Below are 25,423 nucleotides of genomic sequence, written 5' to 3' on the forward strand. Positions count from 1 at the left end.
GACTTTATTACCCGCAATAAATAACTGCGCTGAATGTGGCGAGGGAGCTTGCTGTGGCGAGGGAGCTTGCTGTGGCGAGGGAGCTTGCTGTGGCGAGGGAGCTTGCTCCCGCTGGAGTGCGCAGCGCTCCCAAAGATCTTGGGGCCGCTACGCAGCCCAGCGGGAGCAAGCTCCCTCGCCACAGCAAGCTCCCTCGCCACAGTAAACATCACTCAAGCTTTTGCCACTGCGGCGGCGGTGCAAATCCCTCGACCCAACCCGGCACGTCGTCCGCAGGCATCGGCCGGGCGATGAAATAGCCTTGGGCCACTTCGCAGCCCATGCGCATCAACAGCTGGCCGTGCTCCAGGGTTTCCAGGCCTTCGGCAATCACTTCGCGGCCAAACGCACGGGCCAGACCTATCACGGCCTTGGTCAGCGCCAGGTCGTCCTTGTCGTGCAGGATGTCGCGCACGAACGACTTGTCGATCTTGATGGTCTGGGTCGGCAGGCGCTTGAGGTAGCTCAGGGAGGAATAGCCGGTGCCAAAATCATCCAGGGAGAACTGCACGCCCAAGGCCTGGCAGGCCTCCAGGTGCTGGGTGACACGCTGGATATTGTCGATGGCCACCGACTCGGCGATCTCCAGGTCCAGCCGGTGCGGCTCCACCTGCGGGTATTGCGCCAGCAAGTCTTGCAGGCGCTCGACAAAATCCTCGCGCTGGAAGTGCCGCGCCGCGATGTTCACGCTCACCGACCACCAATGCCCATGCACCTGCCAGCGATGCATCTGGCCCAACACCTGGGCGATCACCCATTCGCCGATATCGACAATCAGGTCGGTCTGCTCGATCAGTGGCAGGAAATCCCCCGGCTTCACCAGGCCACGCTCGGGGTGCTGCCAGCGTAACAACGCTTCGAACCCCACCACCGTGCCGCAGCGCAAGTTGACCTTGGGCTGGTAATGCAGGCACAACTGGCCCGCCGCCAGGGCCTGGCGGATCTGCTCCACGGTCTGGTGGCTGGCCTTGACCTCCTGTTCCAGGGATACATCAAACAACTGGTAGCGGTTGCGCCCGCTCTGCTTGGCCACATACATCGCCTGGTCGGCATGGCGCAGCAAGGTGTCGGCGTCCTCGTCGTCCAGGGGGAACAGCGTGACGCCGATGCTGGCGAACACATTCAGCTCCGCCCCCTGGATCGAGTACGGCTCGGAAATCGCCTTGAGGATGCGCAGCAAGGCGCCGTTCAGCTCGTCGATATCGCGCACATAACGCAGGATCAGCACAAATTCGTCACCGGCGAGCCGGGCGACCACGTCCTCGCCGCGGATGATCTCCCGCAACCGAGTGGCCACTTCCACCAACAACAGATCCCCACAGGCATGCCCATACCCGTCGTTGACCGCCTTGAAGCCGTCCAGGTCGAGCATGCACAACGCCAACGGTATGTCTTCGCTGCGGGAGAACTCCAGGGACTGGTTAAGCAACTCCGACAGATAGGCGCGGTTCGGCAAGCCGGTCAGCACATCGTGGCCGACCCGCCATTGCAGGGTGTGCAACAGCTGGCGCTTTTCGCTGACATCAAAGCGGATCGACACGTACTTCTGCACGCGCCCGGTCTTCTCATCGAGCAGCGGCACCATGGTGCTGTCCACCCAATACAACGTCCCATCCTTGGCCCGGTTGCAGATTTCCCCACGCCACACCCGGCCTTCGCTGATGGCTTGCCACATGCCCTGGAAGAACCCCGCAGGGTGCAGTCCCGAGCTCAGAATGCGGTGATTTTGCCCCAGCAACTCGTCACGCCCGTAGCCGGACATGCCGCAGAACTGGTCATTGACGTAAGTGATGCAGCCCGCCAAGTCAGTCTCGGAGAAAATGGCGGCTGCATCCACGGCCCTGCGGTATTTCTCGTCCATGAGTCAGGCTCACTGTGGCTAGCGGTTGAACCGCTCGACCAGGGCGCGCAACCCGGAAGAGATGCTTTCGAGTTCCCGGCCACGGGTGACTGCAGCGTTGGCATTGCCCGCTGTCTTTTGCACCGTGGCGGCAACGTTATTGATCTGCTGTGAAACTTCCTCGGCGACGTGGGATTGTTCCTGTGAGGCAGCAGCCATTTGCTGACTCATACCGGTAATACGCTCCACCGCGTGGCGAATACCTTGCAGCGCCTGCTGCGCCTCAAGTACTTGCTGCACGCCCTGCTCGGCCTCGTGAATGCCCAGGCTCGCGATCTCGACCGCCTCATCGGCGCCGGCCCGCAGGTTCTGGATGATGCCCTGGATCTGCTGGGTCGACTCCCGCGTCTTGCCCGCCAGGGCGCGCACCTCGTCGGCCACCACGGCAAAGCCACGGCCCTGCTCGCCGGCGCGGGCCGCTTCAATGGCCGCGTTGAGGGCCAGCAGGTTGGTCTGGTCGGCGATTGCCTGGATCATGCTCGCGGCCACCTGGATTTGCTGGGTCTGCCCGGCCAGGTTGCCCACCGCCTGGTTGATCTGGGTGACGGTGCCGGCCAGCAGCTGGATCGCCTCGCGGGACGTGCCGGCCACCTGGCTGCCCTGCTCGGCGAGGGTGTTGGCGGTGTGAGCTTCGCTGGCGGTTTGCTGCACGTGCACCGCCACTTCGGCGATGGACGCAGCCATCTCGGTCATGGCGGCGGCGGTCATGTCGGTCTCGGCGCGCTGTTCCAGCAACGCCGATTCGGTGGTGCTCGACAACACGCTGGAATGGGCGGCTGCTTCGGCCATCTGGTTGGCCAGGTCGCTGAGGCGCGTCAGGGCGGTTTTAAGTCGCGCTTCTTCGCTGATCAGGATCATTTCGAGCTGCGCGCTCGGCCCCAGCGCGTCGCTGTAGGTCATGGCGCTGATGGGGTCGGAAAAGGTATTGGGCGTGTTCTGCACAATCTGCTTGAGCTGCAGCCCCAAGCGTTGATGCCCCCAGACGCCCAGGCCGAGAAACAAGCCGACAGTCAACGCCTGGGCCCATACACCCGGAACCCATTGGAAGGCGGCGACACTGGCAACGGCAGCCGCCAGTGGCAACGCCATGGCCCGGGACACAGACGCCACACGCCGCACCGGCGAGACCGCCGCACCACCTGCCTGCAACCGCGCGTACAGCGCCTCTGCGCGGCGCACCTGTTCGCGGGTGGGCTTGACCCGCACCGACTCATAGCCCGTCAGCCGCCCGTCTTCGAGAATCGGCGTCACATAGGCGCTGACCCAATAATAGTTGCCGTTCTTGCAGCGGTTCTTCACCACGCCCATCCAGCTCTGCCCGGCCTTGAGGTAGCTCCACATCAGCTGGAACACGGCGGGCGGCATGTCCGGGTGGCGCACCAGGTTGTGGGTGCTGCCGATCAGCTCGGCCTGGGTAAAGCCGCTCATGGCGGCAAACTCGGCGTTGCAGTAGGTAATATGGCTGTTGACGTCAGTTGCGGAAATTAGCCGTTGCTGCTCCCCAAAAGTCTGTTCAACAGCAGTGACCGGCAAATTGAGACGCACGTTAAAGCTCCATGGACAGCATTCGATCGCCCTCTCGACCACCGGGTAGGCAGGACAGGCGGATTCGTATTTCCAGTCGGGCTGCGCCGTCGATCGGCTGGTTGGCCGCAAAGGTACGCAAACCCACGATTTTGCACAGCAATTCATCATCCATTCAGTGATGATCAACTAGGCTTGAATTCGGGTATCCGGCACGTGAGGCGCAATGAAGCGTGGCACTGACGAGCGACATTTCAGTCCCTGCCAGGCGTCCGTTTTATGGGCACATTTATGAGAGTAAGGAGAGAGCAATGATTTCCTGTTTCATAAACCTGCCTTCTGAAACGAGACCACCAAATACTTGTCCTAGATGCCGATTCTACGAATTACATCACATTTTGCAAGAAAAGGTGATGGTACATGCGGTTGTCTAATTTTAAGATTTATCGTTAAGTTCTTGATTCTAAATGGGAATTGAGCGATGCACATTTCAAGTTTGGGTCCAGCCATCAGACGTTACCGCAAGGTCGCAGGGCTTACTCAGGCTGAACTAGGTGAAAAAACCGGTTTTGACCCTAAAACCATCAGCCGCTTCGAAACCGGCACCTATACACCCAGCGTCGAGGCACTGTTCTTGTTCGCAGAGGCGCTGGGAGTGAAGCTGAAAGTCTTTTTCGCAGACCTGGTCGACGAGGAGGAACAGCGCGCTTATCTGTTCGGTGTCATTCACAAAGCCACCCCGAAGGATCTGGGAAAGCTGATCGCAGCGGTAGACCAGGCCTTGTCCAAGCCTTAGAGCTCGCAACACACGTGCACGCAATAAAAAGAGCAGACAGCCAGATTGACTGTCTGCTCTTTGCTTGATGACTCCTGACATGAACTGACAGGACAGCCCCTTAGACTAGGGACTGAGCCGCGCCATTGCTGCGCATTCCACGGAGTCATCATGAATAGCATTGCCCATTACTTTTTGTTGTACGTCGACAGCCCGGCCACCAGCGCCAACCTCTACAGCCGGCTGCTGGACAAGCCGCCGGTGGAGCTGGGGCCGACCTTCGCGCTGTTCATCCTCGACAACGGGGTGAAACTCGGCCTGTGGTCGCGCCATACCGTGGAGCCTGCGGCCCAAGCCTCGGTTGGTGGTAGCGAGGCGGGTTTCTGCGTCGCTGATATCGCAACGGTCGACGATTTGCACACACGCTGGGTGCAACTCGGGATGAGCATCATCCAGTCACCGGTCGAGGCGGACTTCGGCTACACCTTTGTCGCCCAGGACCCCGACGGTCACCGCCTGCGGGTGTTCACCGTGAACCCGTAACGGCTTGCGGCGCCAGCGCCCTTCGAGGCTGATGGCGCCGACACTGGCCAGCACGATCAGGCCACCCAGCACCACGCGCAGCGAAACCTGCTCGCCCAGCAGCGTGGCGGCCATCACCATCGCCACCGGCGGCACCAGGTACAACGCCACTGACGCGCGGCTGACCTCGACATGCCGCAACACATAGGCCCAGGCCAGGTACGCCAGGGCGCTGGGAAAGGCGCCGAGCAACAACACCGCCCAGTTGGCTTGGGTTGATGATTGCGACACCACCGCCGGCAAACCCGGCAAATACACACACAACAGCAAGGTGCCCGACCACACGGTGTAGCACACCGTGGTCAGCGGGCTGTAGCGCCGGGAATAGTGTTTCTGGATGGTGAAATAAAGGCTCCACGACAACGCCGCCAGCAGGATCATCAGTCCACGGGGATCAATCTGCCCCAGGCCATGCTCGCCCCAGATCACCACCAGCACCCCGCTCAAGCCCAGCAGCACGCAACCCCAGCGCCAGCCGGTAACTCGCTCCTTCAAGCCGAAAAACGCCACCAGCACCGTAAATAGCGGAACCGACTGCGCCAGCACACTGGAGGCAGCGGCCGTGACAAATTGCTGGCCGAAATTGATCGTCAGGTGATGCAGGAAAATCCCGAAGAAGCCCAGCACCAGCAACCACGGCAGGTCCCGCAGACGTGGCCGCTCGATCCTCATGACCAACGCGACGCCGGCCATCAATACCGAAGCAATCAGGAACCGCCCCAAGGCCAACTGGCCAGGGCTGTAGCTGTGCAAGGCCAGATGCACGCCAATCGGCGAATACGCCCAACAGAGGATGACGCTGGCAGTGACTAGCGTAAGCTTTACAGGTGATGGGGCTTTCATGAACGGCGTCCAGCAGTGGGAATGCCGTCAGTCTTGGCCTCGGCAAGGCGCAGGACAATTAACCGTTTCTGACTTCTGTAATCACTGGAACTGAGCGATGGAACTGGCCCAACTGAAAATGGTGAAAGCCGTGGCACAAACCGGCAGCGTGGCCCAGGCCGCCCTGCAACTGCACTGCGTGCCGTCCAACATCACCACACGCATCAAGCAACTGGAAAGCGAGTTGGGTACCCCGCTGTTCATTCGCGCCGGGCGCGGGTTGGCGATCAGTGCCGCAGGGGAAGTGTTTCTCGACTACTGCGAGCGCATCCTCGCGCTGGTGGAAGAGTCCAAGCGTGCCGTCGACAGCAACGCGATTCCCCGCGGCAAGCTGCGCATCGGCGCAGTGGAATCCAGCGCCAGTGGCCGCCTGCCGCCGCTGCTGGCCGAATACCATCGACGTTATCCACAAGTGGAGCTGGAACTGGTGACCGGTGCCTGGGCGCAGTTACTCGATGACCTGCAACATCACCGCATCGACGCCGCGCTGGTGGCCGCCGGCGGCAAACGCCCGAAGCTCGAACAAAGCGTGGTCTACAGCGAGCGCCTGGTGCTGATTACCAGCGCCTCCAGCGCACCCATCGAGGACGCCCGGGACCTGGCCGGCCGCACGCTGCTGGTGTGGCCGCCCGGCTGCCCGTATCGCGCCGCCCTGGAGAACTGGCTCAAGCCCCACGACATCAAGCCTGCCATCGCAAGTTATGCCAGTTGGGGCACGATCATTGGCTGCGTCAGCGCGGGGATTGGCGTGGCACTGGCGCCGGAAGGCATCCTGGCGCGCTACGAGCAGGCCAATCAATTGACGTCCTACCGCTTCGACGAATTGGCGGCGGTGGATAACCTGCTGTTCTGGCACAAAGATACCCAACGCCATCTGGCGCGGGATGCCTTTGCGGGGCTGTTGCGGGAGACTTTCGGCTAACCGGTTTTCGCCCCGCTGTGCGCGGGCGCAGGGAGCATCTTCAGCCTTTTGCGGGGACCAGCCTGGCGTACTGGTCCTGGCTGATCCAGCCCTTGGAAGAGCGGCCTTCGCCATTGATGAACTCGACCTGGGCCCAGCCATCCTTAAACGCCAGTACCGCGACCACATCGTCCTTGACCACGTAGGCACGATGGCTGGCCTTGGCGTCCGGCGTCTTCTGCAGGAAGGCCTTGTCGGACGAAACGGTCACCAAGCCAATCCATTTCTTGGCAGCGGTTTGGGTCAGGTCCAGGCCGGTGGCAATTTCCGGCATCAACACGTTGATGCAGCCGGGATGTTCGCGGCCCTTCTCCACGGTCAGCATCACACCGTCCGAGGAAGCCGCGACGGTACCCGGATAGGCCTCATCCAGCCATGTCGACACCGATGCCTTCGCACCGTCGACCTTGCCCTGCAGGAAGAACGTGCACGAGCGGGTCACGCCCTCGCCCATTTCCTCGGCATAAAACCCCTCCACCTGATGCTCGGGCGTCACGGCCAGCATCAGCCCTTCGTACTTGCCCGAGTGCAGCGTGGCGGCAAACGCCGGCGCACCTGCAGCAACACACACGAAAGAGGCAACCAGCAATCGGGACACGCAACGTTTGAACGGCATTCTATTTTTTCCCTTCAAGTGCTTCGTAGGCTTTTTTGATGCGTTGGTCATAGTCGCCATAATCCTTGCCGTTATAGTTCAGCGCCATGGCGGCGTAATCCTTGTTCTTCATGGCCTTGACCAGGGCCGGGCTCTGGCTGCAAAAACCGAGGAAGGCCTTTAGTTGATGCCCGGCATTAATTTTCATGGCCACCGCAAATTCAAAAACCGTTTTATAACCGCATGCCGTGAAGTTGGAGCCCATAATCTGAAACATGCCCCAGGAGGCCGACTTCAAGGCCGCTTCCTGATCCAGCGCAAAGGCGGTGGCCATGGTTTCCCAGGCCTTGGTCTGGTCCTTGTTATTGGCCTTCCACTGGGGCCCGGCCTTCTTCACGTAGGGGTACGACAACAGCGGGTGGGTCTGGTCGTATTTACTCTTGGTGTACTTGCGAAAATGGTGCCCTTCAAAGGCGATCACCGGCAACTTGGCCGGGCCGAACCCGGAGCGCCCGCCCGACTCCACCGTGGCGAAGGCCTTGATAATATTGACCGAAATCCCGTTACCCAACTGCGCGGCAGCGTTCTGGAAGTCCGTATCCGTCAGCGTCGTACCGCCGTCGCACGTGGCCTGGAGCATCATCTGCCGGTTGCGCCGCTCGGCCTCGATCATTGCCCGCATGCGGTCCAGATAGTGGTCGACAGTGGCCTGGACCATGTCCGCGCCGGTGTTGCCGAACACATTGAGGAACGTCGGAATACGCAGGGTCGGGTTCGGCTTGACCGGCACCTTCACCGCTTCTTCGATCAGGCTATTGAAGGTGCGCCCGGTAGGGTCGATGACACCGTCGGGATGCGCGTATTTGAGGTGGCGGAACTGATACTGGCTGATGCACTGCACCAACTGGCCGTCGCATTTGCCATTTTCCGCCAGGGGGAAACCCAACTTGGGAATGATCAAGTTGAATAAATACTGGATGCATTGAACATCGGCGGGCAAGTTGCGGGCTTTGCCCGGCGCACCGACGGAAGCGCTGATGAGAGTGGGCAACCCTTGCAGGCTTTTCATTACCGACATCCTTGTTAGTTGGGGTGAATGAGCAATAAAGCGCCATCACTTTAATATCATCCATGCATTGACGACATATCTTGAAATATGTGACTGGCGCAAACTAGCAAGGCTTGTAGACGCTGTCCAGAAGGGATGCTTGAAGTTGTGAAAGAGTCCTCACGGTCGTTTGGCAGCGCGATTGCTGTCGGGCGTGCGAAGGATTTTCCGAAAGACGAACAGCAGAAATCGCTTCGCAGTTGACGATTGTCAGCGAAGGGTTTCATACGCGTATTTTTTTGAATCAAGGAGGGGTGGCGTTATGGAGGCAACCCCACCAGCCACACCCCGGCACACAATGTTCCCGCTGTGGCTGCTGCCTTCCGGCTCTGACCAGGTTCACGGGTAATCGTTGCGGGGGGACCGATGGGGTCACCATAACGACGCTCGCCTCTCGGCAAGCCGCGCCATTGTACCGATCTCATCGGAAGTTACAACCGTTGGCGCGGGATTAAAAATATCTGATGGTTCAAGTACTTGGCCGTAGGAGCAAGCTTGCTCCTACAAAAGCACGACCTCGTCCGCCCGACCGCCCTCTTGCTGGATCACCAGGTGAATGAAGTGCAGCTTGGCAATCACCGCCGGCGGCAGGACGAACGGATAGAAATCCGGCTGGCCCATGCTGCGGGACAGTTCGTTGAGCATACCGGCCAGTTCGATCCACGCATTGACGAATGACAGGAACGCCGTGCCGCCGGGATGCCCGGGGTCGTAGAGGGTGCTGAGGGGGAACGGCTGGTAATCCAGGTCCATCTCCCGGGCGCTCATGCCGAAGCCCAGCGCGGTGTCGACGGCGTCCATCATGTGCAGGTAATGCGCCCAGGTTTCCGCCCAGTCTTCCCACGGGTGCATGGTGGCGTAGGCGCTGACGCAGGTTTGCTGCCAGTCCGGGCGCGGGCCGTTCTGGTAGTGCTGCTCCAGGGCGTCGGCGTAGCTGGCGCGCTCGTCACCGAACAGCGTTCGGAACGGCTCCAGCCAATGGCTGTTGGCGATCAGGCGGTCCCAGTAGTAATGGCCGACCTCGTGACGGAAGTGACCGAGCAAGGTGCGGTAAGGCTCGCGCATCTGTACGCGAATTTTCTCACGGTGGGCGTCGTCGGCTTCCTTGATGTCGAGGGTGATCAGGCCATTGGCGTGGCCGGTGGTGGGCGCGTTGCCTTCCAGGTCGATGCCGACAAAATCGAAGGCCAGGCCGGTGTCTTCATCGACCGTCTTCGGAATCACCTGCAAGCCCAGGCTGATGAGTTGGGCCACCAGACGACGCTTGGCGGTTTCGACCTTGCGCCAGCGTTCGGGGTTTTCGGGGATCGACAGGTCGGGGATGGTGCGGTTCAGGCTGCAGGCCACGCACAAGACCTGGCCGTTGTCGGCGGGCAGCAGCCAATTGCACGCGGCGGGCGTGTCAAGGTTGGCGCAGCGGCGAAAGGCACCGGCTTCAGGGTCGGCGTCCAGCAGCCAGGTATCGGCGTACGGGCCGGGCTGCAGGGAGGACAGGCGACTCTGCTCCGGCTGATAGCCCAGCAGCGCCGAGCAGGCCAGGCACTGGCTGTTGCGAAAGAACAGCGATTGCCCACAGCGGCACTGCCAGACCTTGCTGTTGCGCGAGGTCTCGGCCATGAACGGTGCGGCGATGCGCGAACTGAGTTGTTCGAAGAAGCGGTACATGGCGATCTCTCCCAGGGCTGCCCAAGACTAGATCATGGTTACGAGCTGATCGTTCCAGTTTTTTATTGGCGGCTTATTACTTGTGGCGAGGGGGCTTGTCCCCCGTTGGGCTGCAAAGCAGCCCCAGTAAGGTCAACCGGTTCTTTCAGCTAGAACTCGATAGCGGGTTCTGGGGCCGCTGCGCAGCCCAACGGGGGACAAGCCCCCTCACCACAAAAGCATCAGACCGTGATGTTGTGCTTGGCCAAAAATGCCACGAACGCCTCTTCATCCAGCACTTTCAAGCCCAGCTCAGTGGCCTTGGCGAGCTTCGAACCCGCGCCCGGCCCGGCGACCACGCAATGGGTTTTCGCCGACACCGAGCCCGCCACCTTGGCGCCCAGGCTTTCGAGTTTTTCCTTGGCAACATCGCGGCTCATCAGTTCCAGGGAGCCGGTGAGCACCCATGTGTGACCGGCCTCGGGCAAGCCTTCGACGACTTTCTTCTCACTCTGCCAGTGCATGCCGAAGTCCTTGAGCTGTTGCTCGATGGCCAGCGCACGCCGGGCGTTTTCTTCAATATCAAAAAAGTCCCGGACGGCCTTGGCCTGCTTCTCCGGCAACGCCTGGCGCATGTCGAGCCAGTCGGCCTTGATCACGCCTTCGAGGGAGCCAAACTTGTCCGCCAGCTTCTGCGCGGCGCCCGGCCCTACGGACGGTACGTGCAGCTTGTCGAGCAAGCCGCCCAACGTGGTGCTGGCCGCAAACTCGGCGCTCAGGTCGCCCTGCTCCTGCAACTCCAGACCGCACTCGTCCTTCGAGATCAGGGCGCCAATCACATCCTGGTTATGGCTGTCTTCAAAGAAGCTGTGAATCTCGTGGGCCACTTCCAGGCCAACGTCCGGCAAGTACGTCAGCACTTCCGGCAAGGCCTGCTGCACGCGCTCCAGGGATGCCAGCGAGCGCGCCAGCACCTTGGCCGTCTCCTCGCCCACATCGGGAATGCCCAGAGCGTAGATAAACCGTGCGAGGGTTGGCGTCTTGCTGTTTTCAATAGAGGCAATCAGCTTCTTGCTGGAAACGTCGGCAAAACCTTCCAGGTCGATGATCTGTTCGTACTTGAGCTTGTAGAGATCCGCCGGCGAGCCGATGAGTTTTTCGTCCACCAGTTGCTCGATGGTCTTGTCGCCCAGGCCATCGATGTCCATGGCCCGGCGCGAAACGAAATGGATGATCGCCTGCTTGAGCTGCGCACCACAGGCCAGGCGCCCGACGCAGCGGTACACCGCGCCTTCACTGACGGTTTCCTTGCCCTTGCTGCGCTTGACCAGTTGCGTACGCTCAACGTGGGAACCGCACACCGGGCAACTCTCGGGGATCTGCACCGCACGGGCGTTTTCCGGGCGACGCTCGGTCACCACCGACACCACCTGCGGAATCACATCACCGGCACGGCGGATGATCACCGTGTCGCCGATCATCAGGCCCAGGCGTGCCACCTCGTCCATGTTGTGCAGTGTGGCGTTGGACACGGTCACACCCGCGACCTTGACCGGTTTCAAGCGTGCCACGGGTGTCACAGCGCCGGTGCGGCCGACCTGGAATTCAACGTCAAGCAGCTCGGTCAGCTCTTCCATGGCCGGGAATTTATGGGCAATTGCCCAGCGCGGCTCGCGGGCACGAAAGCCCAGCTCCCGCTGGTAGGCAATGCTGTTGACCTTGAACACCACGCCGTCGATTTCATAGGGCAAGGCGTTGCGGCGCTCACCGATATCGCGGTAGTAGTCGAGGCAATCCTGAATCCCCTTGGCCAGCTTCAGCTCATGGCTGATGGGCATGCCCCACTTCTTCAGCTGTTGCAGGTTGCCGATGTGGGTGTCGCTGATATCCGTGGTCACGCCATAGCAGCAGAATTCCAGCGGACGGCTGGCGGTGATCTTCGAGTCCAGCTGACGCAGGCTACCCGCCGCCGCGTTGCGCGGGTTGGCGAAGGTCTTGCCGCCAACTTCCAGCTGGGTGGCGTTCAGCCGCTCGAAACCGGCCTTGGACATGAATACTTCGCCGCGCACTTCGAGGGTCGCCGGCCAGCCGGTGCCGTGCAGTTTCAAAGGAATGTTGCGTACGGTACGCACGTTGACGCTGATGTCTTCGCCAGTGGTGCCATCGCCGCGGGTGGCGCCACGCACCAGCTCACCGTCCTGATACAGCAGGCTGACCGCCAGGCCATCGAGCTTCGGCTCACAGCTGTACTCCACCGCTGCGCCACCGCCAAACAGGTCGCCCACGGGCAGGTCCAGGCCTTCAGTGACCCGGCGATCGAATTCCAGCATGGTACTTTCATCAAAGGCGTTGCCGAGGCTGAGCATCGGGATTTCGTGGCGTACCTGAGTGAACGCAGACAATGCCGCACTGCCGACCCGCTGCGTCGGTGAATCACGGGTTACCAGCTCCGGGTGCTCGGCTTCAAGCGCCTTGAGCTCGTGGAACAAACGGTCGTACTCGGCGTCCGGAATGCTCGGCTCGTCGAGGACGTGGTAACGGTAGTTGTGCTGATCCAGTTCAGCGCGCAGTTCGAGGATGCGGGTGTGGGCGGCGGTCATGGGTGTTCTCTCATAAAGCAAAAGAGCAGCCGAAGCTGCTCAATATGTTAGTGCATGGATTCTACAGGCAACGCTTAAGCTTGGACCTTAGCGCTTCTGTGTCAGGGCACGACGCTCGAACTCGACGATGCGCTGACGGTAATGCTCGATGGTCTGGGCGGTCAGGACGCTGCGTTGATCGTCCTTGAGTTCGCCGTTGAGTTCCTGGGACAGCTTGCGAGCTGCCGCCACCATCACGTCGAACGCTTGTTTCGGGTGACGCGGGCCCGGCAAGCCGAGGAAGAAGCTCACCGCCGGAGTGCTGAAATGGTCGATGTCGTCCAGATCGAAGATGCCCGGCTTGACCGCATTGGCCATGGAGAACAGGACTTCGCCGTTGCCGGCCATGCTTTCGTGGCGATGGAAAATATCCATCTCGCCAAAGCGCAGACCGCTTTCCAGAATATTCTGCAGCAGGGCCGGGCCCTTGAAGCCGGCGGCGTCACGGCAGATCACGCTGATCACCAGCACCTCTTCGGCAGCCGGCTGGTCCTTGACGGATTCTTTATGGGCGCTCTTGGCCGGGGACTCATCCGGGAAGTCGTCATCACGGCTGCTGAAGCTCGGGCCTTCTTCCAGGTCCAGGTTCAGGTCGCCCTGGGATGGCTCGCTGGCCGCGCTGCGCTTGCCGCGCTTGGGTTCACGGGCTTCACGCACCGGTGCGCTCATCGACGGCAGGTCGTGCTCGTCCAGGTGCGGTTCTTTATGGTTGTCCAGGACACGCGGTGGCCCCAGCAGCTCGGCGCTGCCGTCGTCGTCCGGCAAATTGGACAGGTTGCGGTCCAGGCGAAATTTCAACTTGCCCTTGCCGCCACGCATCCGGCGCCAGCCATCAAAAAGAATACCGGCAATGACAATAATGCCGATGACGATCAGCCACTCGCGCAGACCGATTTCCATGTAATCCCGTGCCTCTAATAAAAAATGCTGAAAAATAAGGGGTTTAGCACCGTGCAAACCGCTTTAAAACGTGGCGCCAACTCTATGTTCTGAATGACGTTTTGCCCACGCATACGAAAATTTGACATTAAACTAGCACGACCAAAGATAACTTTACACCGTCTGTCAAAATGCCTTGAACAAATATGTCCATTTGCCACTTTTCCCAGACCGGTAAATCACCTTACGTCCTGCTGAAAATCCTCCTTCGACCTGCGGCTCAGGATTCCACCAGCGCCATCGCCTCTTCGACATCCACCGCCACCAATCGCGAACAGCCCGGCTCGTGCATCGTCACGCCCATCAATTGATCGGCCATTTCCATGGCGATCTTGTTGTGGGTGATATAGATGAACTGCACCGTCTGGGACATCTCTTTAACCAGTCGGGCGTACCGTCCAACGTTAGCGTCATCCAGCGGGGCGTCAACTTCGTCGAGCATGCAAAACGGCGCCGGGTTCAACTTGAAGATCGCAAATACCAGGGCCAATGCGGTCAGTGCCTTCTCGCCACCAGACAACAAATGGATGGTGCTGTTCTTCTTGCCCGGAGGCCGCGCCATGATCGTTACCCCTGTATCGAGTAGATCTTCGCCCGTCAGTTCCAAGTAAGCGCTGCCACCACCGAAAACTTTCGGGAATAACGCCTGTAAACCGCCATTAATCTGATCAAAGGTATCTTTGAAGCGATTACGGGTTTCCTTGTCGATCTTGCGGATCACGTTTTCCAGGGTGTCCAGCGCTTCGACAAGATCGGCGTTCTGCGCGTCCAGATAACGCTTGCGCTCGGACTGCTGCTGGTACTCGTCGATGGCCGCGAGGTTGATCGCGCCGAGTCGTTGAATGCGCGCAGCAATCCGTTCAAGTTCTTCTTCGGCTTCTTTCTCGTTGGCCTCGGCGGTCAGGGTATTGAGCACGCCGTGCAGGTCGTAGCCGTCTTCCAGCAACTGGTCTTGCAGGGTTTTGCGGCGCACCGTCAGGGCCTGCCATTCCATGCGCTGCTGTTCGAGCTGGCCCCGGATCAGTTGCGACTGTTGCTCGGCCTGGGTCCGGCGTTTTTCTGCGTCGCGCAGTTCGCGGTCGGCGTCTTCCAGGGCGATTTGGGCGGTCTTGAGCTCTTCGTCGACGGTCATGCGCTTGTCGAGCAACTCTTCAAGCTTCAGGCGCAGCTCTTCCAGCGGGGCCTCGCCCTCCTCCAGGTTGAGGCTCAGTTGCTCGCGTTTTTCGGTCAGGCGTTCGGACTGCATTTCCAGGCGCTCAAGGGCCTGGCGCGTGGAGTCGTGCTGCGCCCGCAGGGAGCCGAGGCGCACGGCCAATTGATGGGCGTGATCCTTGTGCTGGCGAGCTTCCTGGCGCACCCGATCGAGGCGCTCGCGCAAGCTGTCGCGCTGGGCCAGCAGCAACTCGCGCTGCTCGGTGTCCAGGGCCATGCTGTCGAGGGCTTCCTGCAATTGCAGGCGTGCTTCGCCGACTTGTTCGTGTTCGAGGGCGCGTTGCTCGCCCATCTCGGCCACTTCTTCGTCGAGCCGGGTGCGGCGCAGGGTCAGTTGCTCGACCTTGGCCTTGCTCGCCGAGAGCTGGGCTTTCAATTCGCCCTGCTGGCGCGCTTCGTCCTGCAACAGCCGGCGCAGGTGTTCGCGGCCGGTCTCTTGCTGGCGCTGGGTGGCGCGCAGGGTTTGCAGCTGGTTTTCCAGGGACTCGAGTGTGGCTTCGCGCTCTTCGCGCTCGGCGGTCAGGTTGACGATTTCCTGGCCACGGGCCAATACGCCGCTTTCCGCTTCGCTGGCACGCCGTACCCGCAAAAAGTGCCGGCCGACCCAAAAGCCATCACGGCTGATCAGGCTTTGCCCGGCGGCCAACTGCCCGCGCTGGGCCAGGGCCTGCTCAAGGCTGTCGACCGGCTTGACCTGGCCGAGCCAGGGCGACAGGTCAATCGCCGCCTCCACTTTATCCAGCAGGCTGCCCGGCACGCGAGTGCCGTCCGCCGCCGGGCTGAGCAAACGCAGATCGCCCTGGGCAAAACCCGCCAGGTCAAACCCGCCAAAATCATCCACCAGCACCGCTTGCAGGTCGGCGCCGAGCACGGTTTCCACCGCCAGCTCCCAACCGGCTTCAACCTTCAGGCCTTCGGCCAGGCGCGGACGCTCGGCCAGGTGTTGGTCACGCAGCCATTCAGCCGTGCCGGTGCCCGGGTCGAGCGCCGCTTGCTGCAAGGCTTCCAGGGAAGCCAACCGGCCGTTGAGCCGCTGCAAATCGCCCTGGGCCTGCTGCTGTGCCTGGGTCGCCTGCTGCAGTTGCTGACGCAATTGCTCGAGGCGCTCCACTTGTTGTTCTTCGCTGGCTTCCAGCTCTTCCAGCGTCATTTCGCTTTCGGCGAGTTTCTCGCTCAGTTCGAGGATCGCTGCATCTTCCGGGTCGGCAGCGAGCAGCACGCGCTCTTCCACCAGGCGCCGCTGACGCTCGGCCAGGCGCTCCATGCTGGTTTCCAGTTGCTGGATGCGTGACTGCTGCACCTCAGCCTGGCGGCGCGGCTCGGCAGATTGCAGGTTGAACGTGTCCCACTGCTCCTGCCAGGCGTGCATGGTGGTTTCGGATTCTTCCAGGGCCGCAGCGGCTTCCTCGGCAGCGGCGCTGGTGACTTCCTGCTCGGGAGTGAGCATGTCCAGCTCCTCCCCAAGGGTCAGCAGCAAGGTGCGGTCGTGGCCCAGGTGCGATTCGGTTTCCAGGCGCGCACGCTCGGCTTCTTTCAAGTCGTCCTGCAACTGGCGCAAACGCTGCTGGCCGTGCTGGATGCTCTGCTCGACCCGGGCGATATCGCCGCCCACCGAATAGAAGCGCCCCTGCACCAGATTGAAGCGCTCGGACAGGTCATGGTGACCGTCCCGCAGGCGTTCGATGCTGGCGTCGGCATTGCGCTGCTCGGCCACCAGGGCTTCGAAGCTGATTTCCTGGGTGCCGATGATTGCTTCGCGCTGGCCCACCTGGTCATTCAACGCCTGCCAGCGCAGGGCCGACAGTTGCGCCTTGAGCTGACGCTCCTCGCCCTTGTATTCCTGATACTTCTCGGCGGCCTGGGCCTGGCGGTGCAGGCGCTCCAGCTGGCGCTCCAGCTCTTCACGCAGGTCAGTCAGGCGGGCAAGGTTTTCATGGGTACGGCGGATACGGTTTTCGGTCTCGCGGCGGCGCTCCTTGTACTTGGAGATGCCGGCCGCTTCCTCGATAAAGTTACGCAGGTCTTCGGGCTTGGCTTCGATCAGCTTGGAGATCATCCCCTGTTCGATGATCGAATAGCTGCGCGGGCCCAGGCCGGTACCGAGGAAGATGTCGGTGATGTCCCGGCGGCGACACTTGGTGCCGTTGAGGAAGTAGCTGTTCTGGCTGTCGCGGGTCACTTTGCGGCGAATGGAGATTTCCGCATAGGCCGCGTACTCGCCCACCAGGGTGCCGTCGGAATTGTCGAACACCAGTTCGATGCTGGCCTGGCTCACCGGCTTGCGGCTGGTGGAGCCGTTGAAGATGACGTCGGTCATCGACTCGCCACGCAGGTTTTTTGCGGAGCTCTCGCCCATCACCCAGCGTACGGCGTCGATGATGTTCGACTTGCCGCAGCCATTGGGCCCGACCACTGCCGCCATGTTACTGGGGAAGTTCACCGTGGTCGGGTCGACGAAGGATTTGAACCCCGCCAGTTTGATGCACTTGAGCCGCACGCTTAGGCTTCCGCCAACGCAGCAATGACCAGCGAGCAACTGCGCTCGCCGTAGGCCGAGAGCACCAGGCGAATCTGCGGCAGGTCACGGGCCAGCACGGCGGCGAGCAATTGCTCGAACAGCACCAGGTACTCGCTCATGGACGCCTTGCGCTGATCCAGCGCCAGGTAATAGGCGCGGTTCATCGCCGGCTGCAGGTTCTCGACGGTTTCCTGCAGGTACGGGTTGTTGGCGAATGGATAGGCGGCACGCATCACGTTGAAGCTCTCTTCGACGAAGGCGCGGATGTCCTGGCGTTCGAAGCTGGCGATCAGGCGCTGCTGGATTTGCACGAACGGCGCCATGTCGGCCTGGGTCTGCCAGCCGGCGGCGACCGCATTGCCCAGCAGGATGTACAGCTCGCCCATCAGCGTGCACAGGCTTTGCACCTTGTGGGCCGTCAGCTCGGTGACGTGGGCGCCACGGCGCGGCAGGATCGCAATCAGGTGCCGGCGCTCGAGGATCAGCAAGGCTTCGCGCACGGAACCACGACTGACATTCAGCGCCAGTGTGACCTTCTGCTCCTGGATCCGCTCCCCAGGCTTGAGATCGCCGCGAATGATACGTTCGGCGAGGTGGTGAGCGATTTGCTCGGCAAGACTATCCGGCGCCTTGAACGTCATGTTTTCCCTTCAAAATCTTCTATCGGTACAAGCGCGGCAGTGTAGCGCACTTGCCGGTTGATGGCGTACGGCCCACAGAGCGGAATTTGGCATGAAATAAGCAGCCATTAAAGTCCAGAAGCCCCCAAAAACGGCGGTTCCAGAGAACTGGACCATAATTAAGGATGTTGATATCGCATTTTCTTGACCTTTAGGTCAGAAAATCGTTGACCGAAAAGTCAGACATGACTAGATTCGGCGCAAAGCGGTTAACAACAATAATGAGTCTGCGAGGCCTTCCGTGATCCAGTTTTTACTAAACCAGGAGCTCCGTAGCGAGCACGCCCTGGACCCGAACCTGACTGTGCTCAACTATTTGCGTGAGCACCTGGGCAAATCCGGCACCAAGGAAGGCTGCGCCAGCGGCGACTGTGGCGCCTGCACCGTGGTAGTCGGCGAGTTGCACACCGACGATCAGGGCGCCGAGCAGATTCGCTATCGCAGCCTCAATTCGTGCCTGACGTTTGTCTCGTCCCTGCACGGTAAACAACTGATCAGCGTCGAAGACCTCAAGCACCAGGGCCAACTCCACAGCGTGCAACAGGCCATGGTGGAGTGCCACGGTTCGCAATGCGGCTTCTGCACCCCGGGCTTTGTGATGTCGCTGTTCGCCCTGCAAAAGAACAGTGATGCACCCGACAGCCAAAAGGCCCACGAAGCCCTGGCTGGCAACCTCTGCCGCTGCACCGGCTATCGCCCGATTCTCGCCGCCGCCGAACAGGCCTGCTGCAATAAGCCCCAGGACCAGTTCGACAGTCGCCAGGCCGACACCATCGCCCGCCTGAAAGCCATCGCGCCGACGCAAACCGGTGAATTGAACAGCGGCGACAAACGCTGCCTGGTGCCGCTGACCGTCGCCGACCTGGCGGACCTTTACGACGCTTACCCACAAGCCCGGCTGCTGGCCGGCGGCACCGACCTGGCGCTGGAAGTCACCCAGTTCCACCGCACGCTACCGGTGATGATCTACGTCGGCAATATCGAAGAGATGAAGCGCATCGAAAGCTTCGACGACCGCCTGGAAATCGGCGCCGCCACTCCCCTGTCCGATTGCTACAGCGCGCTCAACCACGAATACCCGGATTTCGGCGAATTGCTCCACCGTTTCGCCTCCTTGCAGATCCGCAACCAGGGCACCCTGGGCGGCAATATCGGCAATGCCTCGCCCATCGGTGACTCGCCGCCACTGCTGATCGCCCTCGGCGCGCAGATCGTGCTGTGCAAGGGCAACACCCGCCGTACCCTGGCGCTGGAAGACTATTTCATCGACTACCGCGTCACCGCCCGCCAGGACAGCGAATTCATCGAGAAAATCATCGTGCCCAAAGGCGTGCCGCTGTTCCGTGCCTACAAGGTTTCCAAGCGCCTGGACGATGACATCTCTGCCGTCTGCGCGGCCTTCAACCTGAGGATCACTAACGGTGTGATCGACGATGCCCGCGTGGCGTTCGGCGGCATGGCCGCCACCCCGAAACGCGCGAAGAACTGCGAAGCCGTACTGAACGGCGCCACCTGGAATTCCGCCACCGTGGAAAAAGCCTGCGCGGCCCTGGCCGAGGATTTCACCCCGCTGTCGGACTTCCGCGCCAGCAAGGAATACCGCCTGCTCAGCGCACAGAACCTGCTGCGCAAATACTTCATCGAACTGCAAACGCCGCACATCGAGACTCGGGTGACCGCTTATGTCTAACCATCACGCCGTGGAAAAATCCCAGGCCGAACTCGCCGAACTGTTTGCCAAGGACCTGACCAGCGGCGTCGGTCGCAGCGTCAAGCACGACAGCGCCGCCAAGCACGTCTCGGGCGAAGCGCAGTACATTGATGACCGCCTGGAATTCCCCAACCAATTGCACCTGTACGCACGCATGTCGGACCGCGCCCACGCGAAGATCCTCAGCATCGACACCGCGCCCTGCTACGCCTTTGAAGGCGTGCGTATCGTCATCACCCACGAAGACGTGCCGGGTCTGAAAGACATCGGCCCGTTGATGCCCGGCGACCCGTTGCTGGCCATCGACACCGTGCAGTTCGTCGGCCAGGTGGTGCTGGCCGTCGCCGCCCGCGACCTGGAAACCGCACGCAAGGCGGCGATGGCCGCTGTGATCGAATACGAAGACCTGGAGCCGGTGCTGGACGTGGTCGAGGCGTTTCGCAAAAAACATTTCGTGCTCGACAGCCACACCCACCAGCGCGGTGATTCGGCGGGCGCACTGGCGACCGCGAAGAACCGTATCCAGGGCACCCTGCACATCGGCGGCCAGGAACACTTCTACCTGGAAACCCAGATCTCCTCGGTGATGCCCACCGAAGACGGCGGCATGATCGTCTACTGCTCCACGCAAAACCCCACCGAAGTACAGAAGCTGGTGGCCGAAGTACTCGACGTATCGATGAACAAAATCGTGGTCGACATGCGCCGCATGGGCGGTGGTTTTGGCGGCAAGGAAACCCAGGCCGCCAGCCCGGCATGCCTGTGTGCGGTGGTCGCACGCCTCACCGGCCAGCCGACCAAAATGCGCCTGCCGCGTGTCGAAGACATGCTGATGACCGGCAAGCGCCACCCGTTCTATATCGAGTACGACGTAGGCTTCGACGACAGTGGCCGGCTGCACGGCATCAACCTGGACCTGGCGGGCAACTGCGGTTGCTCACCGGACCTGTCGAACTCGATTGTCGACCGCGCAATGTTCCACTCCGACAACTCGTATTACCTGGGCGACGCCACCGTCAACGGCCACCGCTGCAAGACCAACACCGCCTCCAACACCGCTTACCGTGGCTTCGGCGGCCCCCAAGGCATGGTCGCCATCGAAGAAGTGATGGACGCGATTGCCCGACACCTGGCCCTCGACCCGCTGGCCGTGCGCAAGGCCAACTACTACGGCAAGACCGAGCGCAACGTCACCCACTACTACCAGACCGTCGAGCACAACATGCTCGAAGAGATGACCGCCGAACTCGAACAAAGCAGCCAGTATTTCGAGCGCCGCGAAGCGATCCGTCGCTACAACGCCAACAGCCCGATCCTGAAAAAAGGCCTGGCCCTGACGCCGGTAAAATTCGGCATTTCCTTCACCGCCAGTTTCCTCAACCAGGCCGGTGCGCTGATCCACATCTACACCGACGGCAGCATCCACCTGAACCACGGCGGCACCGAGATGGGCCAGGGGTTGAACATCAAGGTCGCGCAGGTGGTGGCCGAGATTTTCCAGGTGGAAATCGACCGCGTGCAGATCACCGCCACCAACACCGACAAGGTGCCCAACACCTCGCCGACGGCGGCTTCCAGCGGCGCCGACCTGAACGGCAAGGCCGCACAGAATGCTGCCGAAACCATCAAGCAGCGCCTGGTGGAGTTTGCCGCGCGCAAATATGAAGTCAGCGAGGCCGACGTTGAATTCCACAACGGGCATGTGCGGGTCCGCGATCACATCCTGACCTTTGAAGCGCTGATCCAGCAGGCGTATTTCGCCCAGGTGTCGCTCTCCAGCACGGGCTTCTACAAGACCCCGAAAATCTTCTACGACCGCAGCCAGGCACGTGGGCGGCCGTTCTACTACTTCGCGTTCGGCGCGGCCTGTTGCGAGGTGATCGTCGACACGCTGACCGGCGAGTACAAGATGCTGCGCACCGACATCCTGCATGACGTGGGCGCCTCGCTGAACCCGGCCATCGACATCGGCCAGGTCGAAGGCGGCTTCATCCAGGGCATGGGTTGGCTGACCATGGAAGAGCTGGTGTGGAATAACAAGGGCAAGCTGATGACCAACGGTCCGGCCAGCTACAAGATCCCGGCGGTGGCCGACATGCCGCTGGACCTGCGGGTGAAGCTGGTGGAAAACCGCAAGAACCCGGAAGACACGGTGTTCCATTCCAAGGCCGTGGGTGAGCCGCCGTTCATGCTTGGTATTGCCTCGTGGTGTGCGATCAAGGACGCCGTGGCGAGCCTGGGTGACTATCGCCATCAGCCGAAGATCGATGCACCGGCGACGCCGGAGCGGGTGTTGTGGGGCTGTGAGCAGATGCGCCAACTGACCGCTGCAAAAGCTGTGGAAACGGAAACCGAGCTGGCTTCGCTCTAGACCGAGGCGCTGCCTTCGCGAGCAAGCCCGCTCCCACATTTTGATTTGTGAACACATTCAAATGTGGGAGCGGGCTTGCTCGCGAAGGCGGTCGAACTGACAACAGAGATGTTGAGGTAAACATGAACAACTGGATCAGCGCCCTCGCCGACCTGCAGAACCAGGGCGAGCCCTGCGTGCTGGTGACCATCATCGAAGAGCTCGGCTCCACGCCGCGCAACGCCGGTTCGAAGATGGTGATCAGCGCCGCCCACACCTTCGACACCATCGGTGGCGGGCACCTGGAATACAAGGCGATGCAGATCGCCCGGGACATGCTTGTGCGCGGCCAGCAAAACACCCACCTGGAGCGCTTCAGCCTCGGCGCCAGCCTGGGCCAGTGCTGCGGCGGCGTGACGGTGCTGTTGTTCGAACCCATGGGCCAGGTGCAGGCGCAGATCGCGGTGTTCGGCGCCGGCCACGTGGGCCGCGCGCTGGTGCCGTTGCTGGCCAGCCTGCCGTGCCGGGTGCGCTGGATCGATTCCCGGGAACAGGAATTCCCGGAACACATCCCCCAAGGCGTGCGTAAAATCGTCAGCGAAGAGCCGGTGGATGAAATCGACCACTTGCCTGTGGGCAGTTATTGCATCGTCATGACCCACAACCACGCGCTGGACCTGGAACTCACCGCCGCCCTGCTCAAGCGCAATGACTTCACCTACTTCGGCCTGATCGGCTCGAAGACCAAACGCGTCAAGTTTGAACACCGCCTGCGGGATCGCGGTTTCGACACCGCGCAACTGCAACGCATGCATTGCCCGATGGGGCTGACCGAGGTCAAAGGCAAACTGCCTGTGGAAATCGCCATCTCCATCGCCGGCGAAATCATCGCCACCTATAACGCCAACTTCGGCCAGCACACTGCGAGCGCCGAACCCATTGCCAAACTGCTGCCGGTATCCCGCCGCAGCCAAGCGACTAACTGAGACGACCATGCCTTTGACACGCAAAGCCTACCGTGCCGCCATTTTGCACAGCATCGCCGACCCTGCCGAAGTGGGGATCGAAGCCTCCTACGAATATTTCGAGGACGGCCTGCTGGTGATCGACAACGGCCAGATCAGTGCCCTTGGCCACGCCAGCGACTTGCTCGCCAGCCTGCCCGCCGACATCGAAGTCACCCATTACCAGGACGCGCTGATCACCCCCGGCCTGATCGACACCCACATCCACCTGCCGCAGACCGGCATGGTCGGTGCCTATGGCGAGCAGTTGCTGGACTGGCTCAACACCTACACCTTCCCGTGTGAAAGCCAGTTCGCCGACAAGGCCCACGCCGAAGAAGTCGCGGATATTTTCATCAAGGAACTGCTGCGCAACGGCACCACCACCGCGCTGGTATTTGGCAGCGTGCACCCGCAGTCAGTGAACTCGTTTTTTGAAGCGGCCGAGAAGCTCGACCTGCGGATGATCGCCGGCAAGGTAATGATGGACCGCAACGCGCCGGACTATTTGACCGACACCGCCGAATCCGGCTACGCGGAAAGCAAGGCGCTGATCGAGCGCTGGCACGGCAAGGGCCGTTTGCACTACGCGGTGACGCCACGTTTCGCACCGACCAGTACACCTGAACAACTGACCCTCGCCGGGCAGCTGCTGGGGGAATACCCGGACCTCTACATGCAGACTCACATCAGTGAAAACCTGCAGGAAGTGGAATGGGTGAAAGAACTGTTCCCGGAACGCAAGGGTTACCTGGACGTGTACGACCATTACAAACTGCTGGGTGAACGCTCGGTGTTCGCCCACGGTGTGCACCTGTGCGACGACGAATGCGCGCGGTTGGCAGAAGCCGGTTCGGCAGTCGCGTTCTGCCCGACATCGAACTTCTTCCTGGGCAGCGGTTTGTTCAACCTGCCGATGGCCGAGAAGCACAAGCTGAATGTCGGCCTGGGTACGGACGTCGGCGGTGGCACCAGCTTCTCGCTGCTGCAAACCCTGAACGAAGCGTACAAGGTGATGCAACTGCAAGGGACGCGCTTGAGTCCGTTCAAGTCGTTGTACCTGGCGACCCTGGGTGGTGCTCGGGCGCTGCGTCTGGAAGACAAGATCGGCACGCTGCAACCCGGCACTGACGCGGACTTCCTGGTACTGGATTACAACGCCACCCCGCTGCTCAGCTATCGCCTGAAGCAGGCCAATAACATCGCCGAGACGTTGTTCGTGTTGATGACGCTGGGGGATGACCGGGCGGTGTTGCAGACGTATGCGGCGGGGCAATTGGTGCACCAACGCTGATTTAACAGGTACAACAAAACAAATGTGGGAGCGGGCTTGCTCGCGAAGGCGGTGTGTCAGTCGCTGGATGTGCTGACTCATCCACCGCCTTCGCGAGCAAGCCCGCTCCCACATTTAGTTAGTGGCGAGCCTGGAAAATTACAGTTTTACAGACGAGCGCCCCGGCTTCTTTGTCTGCAACAGATGCGAGAACACCGCATGCAGGTCATCCGACGCGCTTTCCTCATCGAGGTTGAGCTTGCTGTCGATGTGATCCATGTGATGCATCATCAGGTTCACCGCCAAATCCGCATCCCGCGCTTCGATCGCGTCGATCAACTGCGTGTGCTCATCGTAGGAACAGTGCGAGCGGTTGCCGCTTTCGTACTGGGCGATGATCAACGAGGTCTGGGACACCAGACTGCGCTGGAAACTGATCAGCGGCGCATTCTTCGCCGCCTCGGCCAGCTTCAGGTGGAACTCGCCGGAAAGCCGGATGCCCGCGCCGCGATCGCCCCGGGAGAAGCTGTCGCGCTCGTCGTTGACCATCTGCCGCAGCTCGGCCAGTTGCTCGGCCGTGGCATGCTGCACCGCCAATTCAGTGATCGCACGCTCCACCAGGCGCCGGGCGAGGAATACCTGGCGGGCTTCCTCGACGCTCGGGCTGGCCACTACCGCACCACGATTGGGCCGCAGCAGTACCACGCCTTCATGGGCCAGGCGCGACAGCGCGCGGCGAATGATGGTGCGGCTGACGCCGAAGATTTCGCCCAGCGCTTCTTCACTCAATTTGGTACCGGGCGCCAGGCGTTGTTCGAGGATCGCCTCGAAGATATGCGCGTAGACGATATCGTCCTGGGTTCCACTGCGACCGGCCTTACCGGCTCGCGGCTGTTTCTTGAGGGGCTGCAACTGTTCGTTCATGGGCACTCGGGTCGGGAGAACGGCGGCGAATTGACGTTGACTGTAATACGGCACAGAGGGTCGCTGGCAAGTATCGCGTAAAATCAGCGCACATTGTACACAACCCAGTGCGCCAACACACTGTACGGCTGTTTGCGGCGCCGGCTGTATTGCAATGAATCGT

General features: G+C 61.2%; 19 protein-coding genes and 1 other RNA gene. 7 read left to right on the forward strand and 13 right to left on the reverse strand.

Annotated elements, in window-relative coordinates; all coding sequences use genetic code 11:
- Positions 1-208: 208 nt before the first annotated feature.
- Genes HX869_RS17110 through HX869_RS17120 form a run of 3 tightly spaced genes read right to left on the reverse strand, consistent with a single transcriptional unit; the run spans position 209 to position 3,638 of the window.
- Positions 209-1,900, reverse strand: coding sequence for a bifunctional diguanylate cyclase/phosphodiesterase (locus HX869_RS17110; RefSeq protein WP_003219057.1), 1,692 nt, complete (start codon positions 1,898-1,900; stop codon positions 209-211).
- 18 nt (positions 1,901-1,918) lie between these two features.
- Entirely contained in the window at positions 1,919-3,484 is a 1,566-nt protein-coding gene (locus HX869_RS17115; protein WP_178903385.1) for a PAS domain-containing methyl-accepting chemotaxis protein, read from the reverse strand.
- A gap of 1 nt (position 3,485) precedes the next feature.
- On the reverse strand, positions 3,486-3,638 hold the full coding sequence (locus HX869_RS17120; RefSeq protein ID WP_157222851.1) for a hypothetical protein: 153 nt from the start codon (positions 3,636-3,638) through the stop codon (positions 3,486-3,488).
- Positions 3,639-3,944: 306 nt separating this feature from the next.
- On the opposite strand from HX869_RS17120, the gene HX869_RS17125 reads away from it, so the two are divergent.
- Positions 3,945-4,259, forward strand: coding sequence for a helix-turn-helix domain-containing protein (locus tag HX869_RS17125; RefSeq protein ID WP_003219061.1), 315 nt, complete (start codon positions 3,945-3,947; stop codon positions 4,257-4,259).
- Between the two features lie 150 nt (positions 4,260-4,409).
- Positions 4,410-4,781 (forward strand): VOC family protein, encoded by a 372-nt coding sequence (locus HX869_RS17130; protein WP_003219063.1) that lies wholly within the window; start codon positions 4,410-4,412, stop codon positions 4,779-4,781.
- On the opposite strand, the gene HX869_RS17135 is transcribed toward HX869_RS17130, so the two are convergent.
- Positions 4,695-5,663, reverse strand: coding sequence for a DMT family transporter (locus HX869_RS17135; protein ID WP_102368374.1), 969 nt, complete (start codon positions 5,661-5,663; stop codon positions 4,695-4,697). The two genes, HX869_RS17130 and HX869_RS17135, sit on opposite strands and share 87 nt — an antisense overlap.
- Before the next feature lie 97 nt (positions 5,664-5,760).
- On the opposite strand from HX869_RS17135, the gene HX869_RS17140 reads away from it, so the two are divergent.
- Positions 5,761-6,624, forward strand: coding sequence for a LysR family transcriptional regulator (locus HX869_RS17140; RefSeq protein WP_003219067.1), 864 nt, complete (start codon positions 5,761-5,763; stop codon positions 6,622-6,624).
- A 40-nt stretch (positions 6,625-6,664) separates the two neighbouring features.
- Here HX869_RS17140 and HX869_RS17145 read toward each other — a convergent pair whose 3' ends face one another.
- From HX869_RS17145 to HX869_RS17180, 8 genes are all read right to left on the reverse strand, one after another.
- Positions 6,665-7,279, reverse strand: coding sequence for a hypothetical protein (locus HX869_RS17145; RefSeq protein WP_003219069.1), 615 nt, complete (start codon positions 7,277-7,279; stop codon positions 6,665-6,667).
- 1 nt (position 7,280) lies between these two features.
- The gene (locus HX869_RS17150; RefSeq protein ID WP_178903386.1) at positions 7,281-8,327 is read right to left on the reverse strand and encodes an N-acetylmuramidase family protein; all 1,047 of its coding nucleotides are present in this window, start codon (positions 8,325-8,327) and stop codon (positions 7,281-7,283) included.
- A gap of 311 nt (positions 8,328-8,638) precedes the next feature.
- Positions 8,639-8,735, reverse strand: an RNA gene (gene ffs / locus HX869_RS17155) — signal recognition particle sRNA small type.
- A gap of 132 nt (positions 8,736-8,867) precedes the next feature.
- A complete protein-coding gene (locus HX869_RS17160; protein ID WP_003219075.1) occupies positions 8,868-10,031 on the reverse strand; it encodes a putative zinc-binding metallopeptidase in 1,164 nt (387 codons plus the stop codon).
- A gap of 221 nt (positions 10,032-10,252) precedes the next feature.
- Positions 10,253-12,610: an NAD-dependent DNA ligase LigA gene (gene ligA / locus HX869_RS17165; RefSeq protein WP_008437559.1), complete on the reverse strand. Its 2,358-nt coding sequence runs from the start codon at positions 12,608-12,610 to the stop codon at positions 10,253-10,255.
- An 87-nt stretch (positions 12,611-12,697) separates the two neighbouring features.
- Entirely contained in the window at positions 12,698-13,549 is an 852-nt protein-coding gene (gene zipA, locus HX869_RS17170; RefSeq protein WP_003219080.1) for a cell division protein ZipA, read from the reverse strand.
- Between the two features lie 259 nt (positions 13,550-13,808).
- Positions 13,809-17,297, reverse strand: a complete 3,489-nt coding sequence (gene smc / locus HX869_RS17175; RefSeq protein WP_003219082.1) for a chromosome segregation protein SMC — start codon at positions 17,295-17,297, stop codon at positions 13,809-13,811.
- A 2-nt stretch (positions 17,298-17,299) separates the two neighbouring features.
- Entirely contained in the window at positions 17,300-17,959 is a 660-nt protein-coding gene (locus HX869_RS17180; RefSeq protein ID WP_003219085.1) for a GntR family transcriptional regulator, read from the reverse strand.
- A gap of 280 nt (positions 17,960-18,239) precedes the next feature.
- On the opposite strand from HX869_RS17180, the gene xdhA reads away from it, so the two are divergent.
- The 4 genes from xdhA to guaD all read left to right on the forward strand — a co-directional run bounded on the left by xdhA (position 18,240) and on the right by guaD (position 24,357).
- Positions 18,240-19,688, forward strand: coding sequence for a xanthine dehydrogenase small subunit (xdhA, locus tag HX869_RS17185; protein WP_177067679.1), 1,449 nt, complete (start codon positions 18,240-18,242; stop codon positions 19,686-19,688).
- A complete protein-coding gene (gene xdhB, locus HX869_RS17190) occupies positions 19,681-22,080 on the forward strand; it encodes a xanthine dehydrogenase molybdopterin binding subunit (protein WP_003219089.1) in 2,400 nt (799 codons plus the stop codon). The genes xdhA and xdhB overlap by 8 nt, the downstream gene beginning before the upstream one ends.
- A gap of 122 nt (positions 22,081-22,202) precedes the next feature.
- Positions 22,203-23,045, forward strand: a complete 843-nt coding sequence (xdhC, locus tag HX869_RS17195; protein WP_102368368.1) for a xanthine dehydrogenase accessory protein XdhC — start codon at positions 22,203-22,205, stop codon at positions 23,043-23,045.
- 7 nt (positions 23,046-23,052) lie between these two features.
- The gene (gene guaD / locus HX869_RS17200) at positions 23,053-24,357 is read left to right on the forward strand and encodes a guanine deaminase (protein WP_178903387.1); all 1,305 of its coding nucleotides are present in this window, start codon (positions 23,053-23,055) and stop codon (positions 24,355-24,357) included.
- 138 nt (positions 24,358-24,495) lie between these two features.
- Here the strand turns inward: guaD and HX869_RS17205 are convergent, their stop codons facing one another.
- On the reverse strand, positions 24,496-25,260 hold the full coding sequence (locus tag HX869_RS17205) for a GntR family transcriptional regulator (protein WP_003219095.1): 765 nt from the start codon (positions 25,258-25,260) through the stop codon (positions 24,496-24,498).
- Between the last annotated feature and the right edge of the window lie 163 nt (positions 25,261-25,423).

This window comes from Pseudomonas sp. P7779 (genome assembly GCF_013386315.1).
Lineage (GTDB): Bacteria > Pseudomonadota > Gammaproteobacteria > Pseudomonadales > Pseudomonadaceae > Aquipseudomonas.

Excerpts from the sequence above, each read along its gene's own strand:
- HX869_RS17110 (WP_003219057.1), bottom strand. The coding sequence starts at position 1,900 with ATGGACGAGAAATACCGCAGGGCCGTGGATGCAGCCGCCATTTTCTCC.
- HX869_RS17120 (WP_157222851.1), bottom strand. The coding sequence starts at position 3,638 with ATGGATGATGAATTGCTGTGCAAAATCGTGGGTTTGCGTACCTTTGCG.
- HX869_RS17125 (WP_003219061.1), top strand. The coding sequence starts at position 3,945 with ATGCACATTTCAAGTTTGGGTCCAGCCATCAGACGTTACCGCAAGGTC.
- HX869_RS17130 (WP_003219063.1), top strand. The coding sequence starts at position 4,410 with ATGAATAGCATTGCCCATTACTTTTTGTTGTACGTCGACAGCCCGGCC.
- HX869_RS17135 (WP_102368374.1), bottom strand. The coding sequence starts at position 5,663 with ATGAAAGCCCCATCACCTGTAAAGCTTACGCTAGTCACTGCCAGCGTC.
- HX869_RS17140 (WP_003219067.1), top strand. The coding sequence starts at position 5,761 with ATGGAACTGGCCCAACTGAAAATGGTGAAAGCCGTGGCACAAACCGGC.
- HX869_RS17145 (WP_003219069.1), bottom strand. The coding sequence starts at position 7,279 with ATGCCGTTCAAACGTTGCGTGTCCCGATTGCTGGTTGCCTCTTTCGTG.
- HX869_RS17150 (WP_178903386.1), bottom strand. The coding sequence starts at position 8,327 with ATGAAAAGCCTGCAAGGGTTGCCCACTCTCATCAGCGCTTCCGTCGGT.
- HX869_RS17160 (WP_003219075.1), bottom strand. The coding sequence starts at position 10,031 with ATGTACCGCTTCTTCGAACAACTCAGTTCGCGCATCGCCGCACCGTTC.
- ligA (WP_008437559.1), bottom strand. The coding sequence starts at position 12,610 with ATGACCGCCGCCCACACCCGCATCCTCGAACTGCGCGCTGAACTGGAT.
- zipA (WP_003219080.1), bottom strand. The coding sequence starts at position 13,549 with ATGGAAATCGGTCTGCGCGAGTGGCTGATCGTCATCGGCATTATTGTC.
- HX869_RS17180 (WP_003219085.1), bottom strand. The coding sequence starts at position 17,959 with ATGACGTTCAAGGCGCCGGATAGTCTTGCCGAGCAAATCGCTCACCAC.
- xdhB (WP_003219089.1), top strand. The coding sequence starts at position 19,681 with ATGTCTAACCATCACGCCGTGGAAAAATCCCAGGCCGAACTCGCCGAA.
- xdhC (WP_102368368.1), top strand. The coding sequence starts at position 22,203 with ATGAACAACTGGATCAGCGCCCTCGCCGACCTGCAGAACCAGGGCGAG.
- guaD (WP_178903387.1), top strand. The coding sequence starts at position 23,053 with ATGCCTTTGACACGCAAAGCCTACCGTGCCGCCATTTTGCACAGCATC.
- HX869_RS17205 (WP_003219095.1), bottom strand. The coding sequence starts at position 25,260 with ATGAACGAACAGTTGCAGCCCCTCAAGAAACAGCCGCGAGCCGGTAAG.